Source organism: Streptomyces sp. B93 (genome assembly GCF_018070565.1).
GTDB lineage: Bacteria > Actinomycetota > Actinomycetes > Streptomycetales > Streptomycetaceae > Streptomyces.
Window position 1 is genome coordinate 99,339 of record NZ_JAGPXL010000016.1, and the last position, 13,312, is coordinate 112,650.

Sequence of the window (13,312 nt, forward strand, 5' to 3'; positions counted from 1 at the left end):
TCGTCACGGGGACCTCACCCGTAGGTGTCGCCGGGCCCGGAACTCCCCGGGGCGCGCAGCGGGCCGTAGCGGCGCGCGGGCCCGCCGGGGCCGAGGACCTTGATCTGCCGCACGGCACCGTGCCCGAGGTCCTCGTTGAGCCGGGCCACCAGCGTCGGCGCCAGCAGCCGCAGGTTCGTCGCCCAGGCCGTGGAGTCACAGCGCACCACCAGGACCCGCTCGTCCTCGTCGTACCGCTCGGGGACGCAGTGCTTGGCCACGTCCTCGCCGACGATCTGCGGCCAGCGCCCCATGACCCCGCCCACCGCCGCCGGGGCCTCCCAGCCCCGCTCGGTGATCAGCCGGTTGATCGCCGCGCCGAGTGCCATCGGATCACGGCCGTCGGCGCGCGCCCCGGAGCGCAGCCCACCGCGCCGTGCCTGCTTGCGCTGCTGTGCCGCGTCCCCACGCGCGCGTGCCTGCTCCCGCGCCGCGCGCAACGCCACCCGCGCGAGGTCCACACCGGAAGCCGCCTGCTTGCCGGTTCCCTCCCCGGGGGCGCCGCCGGCCGGTGCGTTCTCGCTCATACGCGCTCCACCGTCCCCCCGGACACCGTGTACCGCGCCCCCGCCAGCACATGCGGTACGTCGTCGTCGACCGCGGCCGTCACCAGGACCTGCTCGCCGGGCGCCACCAGCTCCGCCAGCCGCTCCCGGCGCCGCGTGTCCAGCTCGGCGAACACGTCGTCGAGGACCAGCACCGGCTCGTTGCCCTCGGCGCGCAGCAGGTCGTAGGAGGCCAGCCGCAGCGCCAGCGCGTACGACCAGCACTCGCCGTGCGAGGCGTAGCCCTTGGCGGGCAGTTCGCCCAGCTTGAGCAGCAGGTCGTCACGGTGCGGGCCCACCAGGGTGACGCCCCGTTCGATCTCCTGCTTGCGGACCTCGACGAGCGCCGCTGTCAGCTGCTCGAACAGCGCCTCACGCGTGTGTGCGTCGCCCGGCGCCGACGGCTTGTACTCCAGGGCGATCGGGCCGCCGCCCGGTGCCAGCTGCTCGTACGCCTTGTCGGCCAGCGGCTGGATCGCCGCGATCAGGTCGAGCCGCTGGGCGAGCAGCTCGGCGCCCGCCCGCGCGAGGTGCTGGTCCCAGACGTCGAGGGTGGACAGGTCCATCGAGCGTCCGCCGTGGCGGCGGGCCAGCGCGGCCGACTTCAGCAGGGTGTTGCGCTGCTTGAGGACGCGGTCGTAGTCGGAGCGGACCCCGGCCATGCGCGGGGAGCGGGCGGTGATCAGCTCGTCCAGGAAGCGGCGCCGTTCGCCGGGGTCGCCCTTGACCAGGGCGAGGTCCTCCGGCGCGAACAGCACCGTCCGCACGATGCCCAGGACGTCACGGGGCCTGACCTGCGAGGACCTGTTGATGCGGGCGCGGTTGGCGCGGCCCGGGTTCAGCTCCAGCTCGACGAGTTGCCGGCGCTCGCCCTGCCGCACCTGGGCCCGGATCACCGCGCGCTCGGCGCCCATGCGGACCAGCGGGGCGTCGGAGGAGACGCGGTGGCTGCCGAGGGTGGCGAGGTAGCCGACCGCCTCGACCAGGTTCGTCTTGCCCTGCCCGTTGGGGCCGACGAAGGCCGTGACGCCCGGGTCGAGCGGGACCTCGACCCGGGTGTACGAGCGGAAGTCGGCCAGCGACAGATGCGTGACGTGCATGGTCGTTCGCCGACCTCCCCCGGCGTTGTGGACCGCCGAAACGGTCCTGTGGACTACCCAGCGGTCCTGTGGACTACTTCTTCTCGACCGCGTGGCCGCCGAACTGGTTGCGCAGCGCGGCGATCATCTTCATCTGCGGCGAGTCCTCCTGGCGCGAGGCGAACCGCGCGAAGAGGGAGGCCGTGATCGCGGGCAGCGGCACGGCGTTGTCGATGGCGGCCTCCACGGTCCACCGGCCCTCGCCGGAGTCCTGTGCGTAACCGCGCAGCTTGTCCAGGTGCTCGTCCTCGTCGAGGGCGTTGACGGCCAGGTCCAGCAGCCAGGACCGGATGACCGTGCCCTCCTGCCAGGACCGGAAGACCTCGCGGACGTCCGTCACCGAGTCGACCTTCTCCAGCAGCTCCCAGCCCTCGGCGTAGGCCTGCATCATGGCGTACTCGATGCCGTTGTGGACCATCTTCGCGAAGTGGCCCGCGCCGACCTTGCCCGCGTGGACGGAGCCGAAGTCGCCCTCCGGCTTCAGGGCGTCGAAGACCGGCTGCACCTTGGCGACGTTCTCCGCGTCGCCGCCGTACATCAGCGCGTAGCCGTTCTCCAGGCCCCAGACGCCGCCGGAGACACCGCAGTCGACGAAGCCGATGCCCTTGGCGGCCAGCTCGGCGGCGTGCCTCTCGTCGTCCGTCCAGCGCGAGTTGCCGCCGTCCACGACCACGTCACCGGGCTCGAGCAGCTGGGCGAGCTGGTCGATCGTGTTCTGGGTGGGCTCGCCCGCCGGGACCATCACCCACACCACGCGCGGGCCGCTGAGCTTGCCCACAAGCTCTTCCAGGCTGTGGACATCGGCGAGATCCGCGTTGCGGTCGTATCCGATGACGGTGTGGCCCGCGCGGCGGATCCGCTCGCGCATGTTGCCGCCCATCTTGCCGAGGCCGACGAGACCGAGCTCCATCAGTTGTGTTCCTTAAGGTTCGCGAGGTGGCGTTACGGCCGTCCGTGCCGCGGGATTGCCCCGCGGCACGTTCGTACCCGTGTCCGAGCCTAAACCCGGACGCTCGCGCACACCTGTGGGCATACGCGCTCATACGTACGCCCCTACCTGCGGCTTCTCGCCGAGGCGCGGTCAGCCGCTGAGCCGGACCGGCATGATCAGGTACTTGTAGGCGTCGTCCGCCTCGGCGTCCAGCGCGGGCTTGCCGCTCAGCAGCGCGGGCTTGGTGGACGTGGTGAAGGACAGCTGGGCCACCGGGGAGTCGATCGCGCTCAGACCGTCCAGCAGGAACGTCGGGTTGAAGGCGATCGAGATGTCGTCGCCCTCCAGCTGCGCGTCGACCCTCTCCACAGCCTGTGCGTCGTCGCTGGAACCGGCCTCCAGGATGAGCACGCCCTGCTCGAAGCTCAGCCGCACCGGGGTGTTGCGCTCGGCGACCAGGGCCACGCGCTTGACGGCCTCCACGAAGGGGGCGGTCTCGATGACGGCGACGCTGTTGAACTCCGTCGGGAACAGCGTGCGGTACTTCGGGAGGTCGCCCTCCAGCAGGCGGGTCGTCGTCCGGCGACCGGCGCCCTCGAAGCCGATCAGGCCCTCGCCCGCGCCCGAGCCGGACAGCGCGAGCGTCACGCTGTCACCGCTGGTGAGCGCCTTGGCGGTGTCCAGGAGCGTCTTGGCGGGCACCAGGGCGACCGCGGAGGCGTCCGGGTTCTCCGGCTTCCACAGGAACTCGCGGACCGCGAAGCGGTAGCGGTCGGTGGAGGCCAGCGTGACCGTGTCGCCCTCGATCTCGATGCGGACACCCGTGAGGACGGGGAGCGTGTCGTCGCGGCCGGCGGCGATGGCGACCTGCTGCACGGCGGAGGCGAAGACCTCGCCGGGGACCGTGCCGGTGGCGTTGGGCATCTGCGGCAGCGCCGGGTACTCCTCCACAGGCAGGGTGTGGAGGGTGAAGCGGGAGGAGCCGCAGACCACGGTCGCCCGTACACCGTCTGTGGAGATCTCCACGGGCCGGTTGGGGAGGGCGCGCGAGATGTCCGCCAGCAGACGGCCGGAGACGAGGACCGTGCCCTCCTCCTCGACCTCCGCCTCGACGCTCACCCGCGCGGAGACCTCGTAGTCGAAGCTGGACAGGCTCAGCTGGCCGTCCTCGGCCTTGAGGAGCAGGCCGGCGAGCACAGGCGCCGGCGGACGGGCCGGGAGGCTGCGCGCCGCCCAGGCCACTGCCTCCGCGAGTACGTCGCGTTCCACCCGGATCTTCACGGTTAGCCGCCTCCTGCTGTTGCCGGCGCTTCTCGCCCTGCTTCGCTTCGTCGTCTGTCTCGGTGTCGCGGGCCCCTGGGACGGGAAGGACACCGGGAACAGTCTGACGCACGGCACTGACAGTAGGTGCCTCTCGGGGTCAAGTCGTGACGAGGGGCAGCCGGGCGCCGAGAGGCGAGTTGTGCACAGGTCCCGCTTCGAAACGAATTCCCAGCTCTCTCTAGTTGGGAGTAGTAGTAGGGCCTGTGGATACCGTGGATAACTTCGTTTCCGCAGCTCAGAGGCGGAATTTTGTCCACCGGGCCTGTGGGTGGAGGCCGTGGACAACCTGGCCCCGCTGTGGAGAACGGAAAGTTCTGCACACCCCGTGCACAGGCCGGGGCGAGTTCTCCCCAGCGCCGTCCCCAGCTTTACCCACCTTTCCCACAGCCCAACCTGGCACCTTTGTGTGACGCGCTTCACTCGACGCGGTGAGCGCGTGCGTCATGTTGCCGAACAGTGGACAGAGCTGTGGAGAAGCCGGGGATCGCTGGGGACAATCGTCCTCAGCCTGTGGGTTGCCCGTGGACAACTCCGTGCACAGCTTGTGGATCACCGATTCGTCCACAGGGTGTGGAGATCCTTCGTCCACCAATCCACAACCACTTGACCTGGTCTGATGGTCCTTCAACAGGCTCGCCTGTGGATACGGTCTGGACAACTCGGCGGTCCCCAGGATGTGGACGGCAGAAAGTCACCGAATCTGTGGAGGGCGGCCGTAACCCGGCGCGAATTCGAACACCGGGTGGCGGGTCGTCGACGACGACAGAAGCCGCGGGAACGGCGAAGGGCGCCCCCGGATGTCCTCCGAGGGCGCCCTGGACGCCGTAGGGACGGCGTACGAGCGACGTACGAGTGCCGCGCTTCAGCCGTTCTTGATGCGGTTCGTCAACTCCGTCACCTGGTTGTAGATCGAGCGCCGCTCGGCCATCAGATTGCGGATCTTGCGGTCGGCGTGCATCACCGTCGTGTGGTCCCGGCCGCCGAACAGCGCGCCGATCTTCGGCAGCGACAGGTCCGTCAGCTCACGGCACAGATACATGGCGATCTGGCGGGCCGTGACGAGCTGGCGCCCGCGCGAGCTGCCGCACAGATCCTCCACCGTGAGGCCGAAGTAGTCCGCGGTGGCGCTCATGATGGCCGTCGAGGTGATCTCCGGCGTCGCGTCCTCGCCGCCGGGGATCAGGTCCTTCAGGACGATCTCCGTCAGACCGAGGTCCACCGGCTGCCGGTTGAGCGACGCGAACGCCGTCACCCGGATCAGCGCGCCCTCCAGCTCACGGATGTTGCGCGAGATCCGGGAGGCGATGAACTCCAGCACCTCGGGCGGGGCGTTGAGCTGCTCCTGCACCGCCTTTTTGCGCAGGATCGCGATGCGCGTCTCCAGCTCCGGCGGCTGGACGTCGGTGATCAGGCCCCACTCGAAACGGTTCCTCAGCCTGTCCTCCAGCGTGACCAGCTGCTTCGGCGGCCGGTCGCTGGAGAGCACGATCTGCTTGTTGGCGTTGTGGAGCGTGTTGAAGGTGTGGAAGAACTCCTCCTGCGTCGATTCCTTGTCCGCAAGGAACTGGATGTCGTCGACGAGCAGGATGTCCATCTCGCGGTAGCGCTTGCGGAAGCTGTCGCCCTTGCCGTCGCGGATGGAGTTGATGAACTCGTTGGTGAACTCCTCCGAGCTGACGTACCGCACGCGCGTGCCGGGGTACAGGCTCCGCGCGTAGTGCCCGATCGCGTGCAACAGGTGCGTCTTGCCGAGCCCCGACTCGCCGTAGATGAACAGCGGGTTGTACGCCTTCGCGGGCGCCTCGGCGACGGCCACCGCGGCCGCGTGGGCGAACCGGTTCGAGGCGCCGATGACGAACGTGTCGAAGAGGTACTTCGGGTTCAGGCGCGCGGTCGGCTCACCGGGCCCGGCCGCGGGGGCCGGCTGCGCGGCCAGCGGGCCGGGGGCGCCGCTGGAGGCGGGCAGCGAGGAGCCGACCGGACCGCCGCGGTGCACATGCCCCGAACCGGCGGGCGGCTCGGGCAGCTCCCGGCGGCCGTCGCGCTGGTCGTAGTCGCCGCGCGACGGCTCGTACTCGGAGCGCTGCTGCTCGTAGGAGGGACGATCCACAGGCTGTGGGCGGTAGTCCTGCGAGCCATAGGCGTCCTGTGCGCCGTACGAGTCCGGTGTTCGGTACGAGTCCTGCGAGCCGTAGGTGTCGGGTGAGCCGTACGACTCCTGCGGCGGCGACGCGTACGGGTCCCGCTCGGGGAAGCCGAGGCGCTGTTGCTGCCAGCCGTAGTCGTCCTGTCCCTGCCGGGGCCAGGCGCCAGGCTCGGGGCGCTGGTACTCGGAGGGGTAGGCCGGGCGGGCGGTCGGAAGCTGGTCGGCCGGGCGCTGGTCGCCGCGGTGGCGGCCGTAGCCGTCGTACGGGCCGGACGGCAGCTCCGGCTCCTCGTACTGCGGCTGGGACTGCGGCTTGGGCTGGGACGTCGGCGGGGCCGGGGGCTCGCCCGCGGAGTCGTCGACGGTGATCGCGATCCGGATCGGGCGGCCGCACTCACGGCTCAGCGTCTCGCTGACGACCGGCGCCAGACGCCCCTCCAGTACGCCCTTCGCGAATTCGTTCGGTACGGCGAGCAGGGCCGTGTCCGCGACCAGCGCCAACGGCTGACAGCGGCGGATCCAGTGCTCGTCCTTCACCTCGACACCCTGACCGCGGCCCTCGCCGAGGAGCTGCTCCAGTACTCGTGGCCACACTGCGGCAAGATCGGCAGGTACGTCAGCCACAGGGCACGCTCTCTCATAGATCCCACGAACGTGTGGTTCCTGGGACGGGTCGGGATGTAAATCGGGTGGGCTGGGGACAAGGGAACGAATCGGAGTTCAGCCACGGTAGTCAGGGCGACCGGTGCGGTTCAAGTTGTTGTCCCCAGGCTGTGGATAGTGTCTCCCGGCGACCGCTGGTTTGACCGAATGGCGCAGCCGCGCGTACCGTAACCAGGTCGAGTTGTCGATGGCTGCTGCCGCCTGCCTCCGATGGGCACAGATCACATCTCCGTGAAACGCGGAGTAGTCGGTGATCGGAAAGCGGTGCACTCGGGCGTAACGCGAGCTACTCGTGGGCGCACGGTGACAGCCAGGACGGCACCCCGCCAACCCCGATTTCTTTCTGGAGCCCCCGAGTGAGCAAGCGCACCTTCCAGCCGAACAACCGTCGTCGCGCGAAGACCCACGGCTTCCGGCTGCGTATGCGCACCCGTGCCGGCCGCGCGATTCTCGCGTCCCGCCGCAGCAAGGGTCGCGCCCGTCTGTCCGCCTGATCCCGGTCAGGTCATGACGTCGTGCTGCCCACCGAGAACCGGCTGAGGCGGCGCGAGGACTTCGCGACCGCGGTACGGCGAGGACGCAGGGCTGGACGCCCTCTCCTCGTCGTCCACCTTCGAAGCGGTGCCACGGACCCGCACGCGCCTGGGGAGAGCGCTCCCCCGACGCGTGCGGGTTTCGTCGTCAGCAAGGCGGTGGGAGGCGCGGTCGTGCGGAACAAGGTCAAGCGCAGACTGCGTCACCTGATGCGCGAGCGAGTGACCGACCTGCCCCCCGGTAGCCTGGTAGTCGTACGGGCGCTGCCCGGGGCGGGCGACGCCGACCATGCACAGCTGGCCCGAGACCTGGATGCCGCGCTTCAGCGGCTGCTGGGAGGGGGCGCGCGATGAAGTACCCGCTGTTGGCGCTCATCAAGCTCTACCAGTGGACCATCAGCCCACTGCTCGGGCCCGTGTGCAAGTACTACCCGTCGTGTTCCCACTACGGCTACACGGCCATCGACCGGCACGGTGCGATCAAGGGCACGGCGCTCACCGCCTGGCGCATCCTCCGGTGCAATCCGTGGTCGCTGGGTGGTGTGGACCATGTCCCGCCGCGCAAGCGCCCGCGGTGGCACGAAATGCTGCGCGGCGCGTGGCGCGCACGCAAGGGCGGGCCCTCCGCCGCCGACCCGGCCATCGAGGAACAGCATCCTGGGAGTCCTTCGAGCCCGGCCGCAGAGACCTCGTCCCATGCCCAAGGAGCATGATTAGTGGACACGATTGCCAGCCTCTTCAGCTTTATCACCACACCCGTCTCGTGGGTCATCGTCCAGTTCCACAAGCTGTACGGTGCGATCTTCGGCCCTGACACGGGCTGGGCCTGGGGCCTGTCCATCGTGTCCCTGGTGATCCTCATCCGTATTTGCCTGATCCCGCTCTTCGTGAAGCAGATCAAGGCGACGCGCGCGATGCAGACGCTCCAGCCCGAGATGAAGAAGATCCAGGAGCGCTACAAGAACGACAAGCAGCGTCAGTCCGAAGAGATGATGAAGCTGTACAAGGAGACGGGCACCAACCCGCTCTCCTCGTGCCTTCCCATCCTGGCGCAGTCCCCGTTCTTCTTCGCCCTGTACCACGTGCTCAACAGCATCGCGTCGAACGACACCATCGGCGTGATCAACGACCGGCTGCTGGAGAGCGCGCAGAAGGCGCACATCTTCGGCGCTCCGCTGGCCGCGAAGTTCACCGACAGCTCCTCGAAGGTCGAGGCCCTCGGGTCCTCGATCACCGATGTGCGGATCGTCACCGCGATCATGATCGTGCTGATGTCGCTGTCGCAGTTCTACACGCAGCGCCAGCTGATGACGAAGAACGTCGACACCACGGTGAAGACGCCGTTCATGCAGCAGCAGAAGATGCTGATGTACGTCTTCCCGATCATCTTCGCCGTCTTCGGCATCAACTTCCCGGTCGGTGTCCTCGTCTACTGGCTGACCACCAACCTGTGGACCATGGGCCAGCAGATGTACGTCATCCACAACAACCCGACCCCGGGTTCCAAGGCCCAGGCCGCCTACCTGGAGCGCCTCTACAAGCACGTCACGCACCACAGCAAGGCCCGCAGCCGCCGGGACCGCGCCATCATCAAGGCCATCGTCGCCAAGGGCCGGGACCGCAACGACTACGAGCGCAAGTTCATCAACGGTCTGAGCAAGGCGGGTCTCGCGGCCCAGACCGACGGCACCGTGGTCAAGAGCGAGAGCGCCGTGGCCGTCGTGGACGAGGACGGCACCCCCACCAGCACCTCCGCTCCCAAGCGCCAGCAGCCCAAGCGGCAGCCCAAGTCCAAGCGCCAGACCGGTGGTGCCAAGCCCGCCGGTGGCGCTGAGAAGACCTCGTCCCCCACCTCGCTGAGCAAGTCCGACGAGTCCCAGGACGACAAGCCGTCCGGCTCCGCCGGGAAGTCGGCGCCCAAGTCCGGCGGCGGCCGAAGCCGAGCCCAGTCCGGTCAGCGCAAGGGCCAGCAGCGGCCCAAGTCCCCGACCAAGAAGTAAGAAGGAGTCCATCCCGTGACGGAAGGCACCACCTCCGCCGCTGCTGCCGAGGGCGCAGACACCCTGACCCGCCTGGAGCAGGAGGGCGACATCGCGGCGGACTACCTTGAGGGTCTGCTGGACATCGCTGACCTCGACGGCGACATCGACATGGATGTCGAGGGCGACCGCGCCTCTGTCTCGATCATCAGCGACGCCGGGAGCCGTGACCTCCAGAAGCTGGTCGGACGCGACGGTGAGGTGCTGGAGGCGCTCCAGGAGCTGACGCGCCTGGCCGTGCACCGTGAGACCGGTGACCGCAGCCGTCTGATGCTGGACATCGCCGGCTACCGGGCGAAGAAGCGCACGGAGCTGTCCGAGCTGGGCGCCAAGGCCGCGGCCGAGGCGAAGAGCAGCGGCGAGCCCGTGAAGATGAAGCCGATGACGCCGTTCGAGCGCAAGGTCGTGCACGACGCGGTCAAGGCCGCTGGCCTGCGCAGTGAGTCCGAGGGCGAGGAGCCGCAGCGGTTCGTCGTCGTGCTGCCCGCCTGACCCAGGTCCTGATCTGGTCCCGAGCGGTCCCACATCTCCGGCCCCGTCTGTTGCGCAGGCGGGGCCGAACTTTGTCAGCCTGTAGTTCTGGAGTCGGCGCTCGGTGCGCCGATGCGGTACGGAAGGACGGTCCCCGTGACGGAGGCAGCTGAACTCCCCCCTGCGCCCGAGGAGGCCCGCGATGTCTTCGGTGATCGCTACGGCGATGCGGTCCGGTACGCGGAGCTTCTGGCCGAGGCGGGAGTGCAGCGCGGGCTCATCGGTCCGCGTGAGGTGCCCCGCCTGTGGGAGAGGCATCTGCTGAACTGCGCGGTGCTCTCCGAGGTCGTGCCCGAGGGGGTGACGGTGTGCGACGTCGGGTCGGGGGCCGGACTGCCCGGTATCCCGCTGGCGCTCGTCCGGGAGGACCTGAAGATCACGCTTCTGGAGCCGCTGCTGCGGCGTACGAACTTTCTGACCGAGGTCGTGGAGCTGTTGGGCCTCGATCATGTGACCGTGGTCCGTGGGCGCGCCGAAGAAGTCATGGGCAAGCTGCCGCCGGTTCATGTGGTGACGGCACGGGCTGTGGCGCCGCTCGACCGGTTGGCGACCTGGGGCATCCCGCTGCTCCGCCCCTACGGCGAAATGCTGGCGCTCAAGGGAGACGCGGCCGAGGAGGAGCTGAAGAGCGCGGCGGCGGCGCTGAGCAAGCTGGGTGCCGTCGAGACCTCCATCCTGCATGTGGGTGAAGGTGTCGTGGATCCTATGTCCACCGTGGTGCGCGTGGAGGTCGGAGAAAGCCCGGGTGGGGTGCGGTTCGCGGCCAAGAGGGCCAAGGCGGCGCGGACGGGAAGGACACGCCGACGTCGCTGATCGCTCAGGCGCCAGGACGTACTCCACACAAGCTGTCAAACCTATGCATGCCGGAGTGTCTCCCGGGAGTGACCCTGGCTGCTGTGCATCGTGTTTCACGTGAAACGTCGCTCACTGCTGCACGGGATCATCAGTCGTGGCCGCGCTGCGGCCGAACCTCGCGACCGCAAGCCTCTTGGATCTCTCGGAGAGGCTCCTCCTGATGACGCTCCGTCGCCCCTACGGGGCACAGAGTTGTCCACAGAGGTGGATTTCTCCACAGAACAACAGGCCTCACTGGTTCACGACCCCGAAGGCATGGGAGGCTCTGTTCATTGCGAGCCTGAAGTCGAGGAGAGTGAATCCTTGCGGTCCGACGCCAACATCGCGGGACCGATGACCGATCCGGTCCCCGGTCCCCGTACCGAGTCGATGGGGGACGATGTTTCACGTGAAACACCGCCCCCGATGGACGACACTCCCATCGGTCGCGCTGCCCAGCTGGCGGTTGAGGCTCTGGGTCGCGCCGGCGAGGGTCTGCCACGGCCTGAGCAGACCCGTGTCATCGTCGTCGCCAACCAGAAGGGCGGGGTGGGTAAGACGACGACAACCGTCAACCTTGCTGCTTCCCTCGCTCTGCACGGCAGCCGTGTCCTGGTGATCGACCTCGACCCACAGGGAAACGCCTCCACCGCGCTGGGGATCGACCATCACGCCGAAGTTCCTTCCATCTACGACGTGTTGGTCGAGAGCAAGCCGCTCTCCGAAGTGGTCCAGCCGGTCCCCGATGTCGAAGGGCTCTTCTGTGCGCCCGCCACGATCGATCTCGCCGGTGCGGAGATCGAGCTGGTGTCTCTCGTGGCGCGCGAGAGTCGGCTCCAGCGGGCCATTCAGGCCTATGAGCAACCCCTGGACTACATCCTCATCGACTGCCCGCCCTCGCTGGGCCTGCTGACGGTCAACGCACTCGTCGCGGGCCAGGAGGTACTCATCCCGATCCAGTGCGAGTACTACGCGCTGGAAGGGCTGGGTCAGTTGCTGCGCAATGTCGATCTGGTGCGGGGGCACCTCAACCCCACACTGCATGTATCGACGATTCTGCTCACCATGTACGACGGCCGGACGCGCCTTGCGTCTCAGGTCGCCGACGAGGTGCGCACCCACTTCGGGGACGAGGTGCTGCGGACGAGCATTCCTCGCTCGGTCCGTATCTCCGAGGCACCGAGCTATGGGCAGACGGTGCTGACCTACGATCCAGGATCGAGTGGCGCCCTCTCCTATCTTGAGGCGGCACGGGAAATTGCGCTGAAGGGCGTCAACGTCGGCTACGACCCGACGCACGCCCATATCGGCGCTCAGAGCGACCAGAGCATGGTGGAGGGGATCCAGTGAGCGAGCGACGGAGGGGGCTGGGACGAGGGCTCGGCGCACTGATCCCCGCAGCAGCGACAGAGCGGACGCCGGCCCAGACGGCTGTCGGGGGTGCTGGTGCCCCGGGGCCAGCGGCACCGGGGCTGGCTACCGAACGCGGAGTGGCGGCGGCAAAGGTGGCGACTCTGCCGCCTGTTTCACGTGAAACAGAGGAGCCTTCGGCTGTCGGTGTTCCGGAGGGCCCCGCGACGGTCATGGGCGCCCACTTCGCCGAGATCCCGCTCGACGCCATCACGCCCAACCCTCGCCAGCCGCGTGATGTCTTTGACGAGGATGCGCTGCAAGAACTGGTTACCTCCATCAAGGAAGTGGGCCTTCTCCAGCCCGTCGTCGTCCGCCAGATCAGCACCGGGCACTACGAGCTGATCATGGGTGAGCGTCGCTGGCGGGCCTGCCGTGAGGCGGGCCTGGAGGCGATCCCGGCGATCGTGCGTGCCACGGAGGACGAGAAGCTCCTCCTGGACGCCCTGCTGGAGAACCTGCACCGGGCACAGCTGAACCCGCTGGAAGAGGCAGCCGCCTACGACCAGTTGCTGAAGGACTTCAACTGCACCCATGACCAGCTGGCGGACCGCATCGGGCGGTCCCGCCCCCAGGTCTCCAACACTCTGCGGCTGCTGAAGCTCTCTCCGACGGTGCAGCGCCGGGTGGCTGCCGGAGTGCTCTCCGCCGGGCATGCCCGGGCGCTGCTCTCCGTGGAGGACTCGGAGGAGCAGGACCGACTGGCGCAGCGGATCGTGGCTGAGGGCCTTTCGGTGCGGGCCGTCGAGGAGATCGTGACCCTGATGGGCTCGCGGCCGACGGCGGTTACCCGGTCCAAGGGGCCGCGGGCGGGGACCCGTGTCTCCCCGGCGCTGACCGATCTTGCGACGCGGCTGTCGGACCGCTTCGAGACCCGGGTGAAGGTCGACCTGGGACAGAAGAAGGGCAAGATCACCGTCGAGTTCGCCTCGATGGAGGATCTGGAGCGGATCCTCGGCACTCTCGCTCCGGGTGAGGGACCCGTGCTCCAGCGTGGCCTGGAGGACGACGACTCCGGCGAGGAAGCTGGCGCCTGAACCGTCTTGGTGCGGGTCGTGTCCGGTGTGTACCGGAACACGGCCCGCACTTTGCTTTTTGTCGGTATCGGCGGAATCGCTTCGTGGATACGATGCGATCGGATAGGACGCATCCTGCTGACAGTCAGCTCTGAGGGGAGGC

At 68.6% G+C, this 13,312-nt stretch carries 13 protein-coding genes; 8 read left to right on the top strand and 5 right to left on the bottom strand.

All coding sequences use genetic code 11. The features are described 5' to 3' along the window. Positions 1–14 precede the first annotated feature (14 nt). The 5 genes from KBY47_RS18045 to dnaA all read right to left on the bottom strand — a co-directional run bounded on the left by KBY47_RS18045 (position 15) and on the right by dnaA (position 6,747). Positions 15–566: a DUF721 domain-containing protein gene (locus KBY47_RS18045; protein WP_210922176.1), complete on the bottom strand. Its 552-nt coding sequence runs from the start codon at positions 564–566 to the stop codon at positions 15–17. Further along, a complete protein-coding gene (recF, locus tag KBY47_RS18050) occupies positions 563–1,684 on the bottom strand; it encodes a DNA replication/repair protein RecF (protein ID WP_210922177.1) in 1,122 nt (373 codons plus the stop codon). The genes KBY47_RS18045 and recF overlap by 4 nt, the downstream gene beginning before the upstream one ends. 73 nt (positions 1,685–1,757) lie before the next feature. After that, positions 1,758–2,633, bottom strand: coding sequence for a phosphogluconate dehydrogenase (NAD(+)-dependent, decarboxylating) (gnd, locus tag KBY47_RS18055; protein ID WP_210922178.1), 876 nt, complete (start codon positions 2,631–2,633; stop codon positions 1,758–1,760). Positions 2,634–2,804: 171 nt separating this feature from the next. Further along, positions 2,805–3,935, bottom strand: a complete 1,131-nt coding sequence (gene dnaN / locus KBY47_RS18060) for a DNA polymerase III subunit beta (protein ID WP_210922179.1) — start codon at positions 3,933–3,935, stop codon at positions 2,805–2,807. 904 nt (positions 3,936–4,839) lie between these two features. Beyond that, positions 4,840–6,747: a chromosomal replication initiator protein DnaA gene (gene dnaA, locus KBY47_RS18065; protein WP_210922180.1), complete on the bottom strand. Its 1,908-nt coding sequence runs from the start codon at positions 6,745–6,747 to the stop codon at positions 4,840–4,842. 395 nt (positions 6,748–7,142) lie between these two features. Between dnaA and rpmH the strand changes: the two genes are divergently transcribed. From rpmH to KBY47_RS18105, 8 genes are all read left to right on the top strand, one after another. Next, complete coding sequence (gene rpmH, locus KBY47_RS18070; protein ID WP_003956500.1) at positions 7,143–7,280, top strand: 50S ribosomal protein L34; 138 nt, start codon at positions 7,143–7,145, stop codon at positions 7,278–7,280. A 21-nt stretch (positions 7,281–7,301) separates the two neighbouring features. After that, positions 7,302–7,673 carry a ribonuclease P protein component gene (rnpA, locus tag KBY47_RS18075; protein ID WP_210922181.1) on the top strand — a complete coding sequence of 124 codons (372 nt, stop codon included), beginning with the start codon at positions 7,302–7,304 and terminating at the stop codon, positions 7,671–7,673. Then, entirely contained in the window at positions 7,670–8,032 is a 363-nt protein-coding gene (gene yidD, locus KBY47_RS18080) for a membrane protein insertion efficiency factor YidD (protein ID WP_210922182.1), read from the top strand. The genes rnpA and yidD overlap by 4 nt, the downstream gene beginning before the upstream one ends. Before the next feature lie 3 nt (positions 8,033–8,035). Further along, a complete protein-coding gene (gene yidC, locus KBY47_RS18085; protein ID WP_210922183.1) occupies positions 8,036–9,319 on the top strand; it encodes a membrane protein insertase YidC in 1,284 nt (427 codons plus the stop codon). Positions 9,320–9,334: 15 nt separating this feature from the next. Then, positions 9,335–9,850, top strand: coding sequence for a R3H domain-containing nucleic acid-binding protein (locus tag KBY47_RS18090; RefSeq protein WP_210922184.1), 516 nt, complete (start codon positions 9,335–9,337; stop codon positions 9,848–9,850). A 135-nt stretch (positions 9,851–9,985) separates the two neighbouring features. Further along, entirely contained in the window at positions 9,986–10,702 is a 717-nt protein-coding gene (gene rsmG / locus KBY47_RS18095; protein WP_210922185.1) for a 16S rRNA (guanine(527)-N(7))-methyltransferase RsmG, read from the top strand. Between the two features lie 297 nt (positions 10,703–10,999). Beyond that, a complete protein-coding gene (locus KBY47_RS18100; protein WP_210922230.1) occupies positions 11,000–12,073 on the top strand; it encodes a ParA family protein in 1,074 nt (357 codons plus the stop codon). Beyond that, positions 12,070–13,170 carry a ParB/RepB/Spo0J family partition protein gene (locus KBY47_RS18105; protein ID WP_210922186.1) on the top strand — a complete coding sequence of 367 codons (1,101 nt, stop codon included), beginning with the start codon at positions 12,070–12,072 and terminating at the stop codon, positions 13,168–13,170. Before KBY47_RS18100 ends, KBY47_RS18105 begins: the two co-directional genes overlap by 4 nt. Positions 13,171–13,312 lie beyond the last annotated feature (142 nt).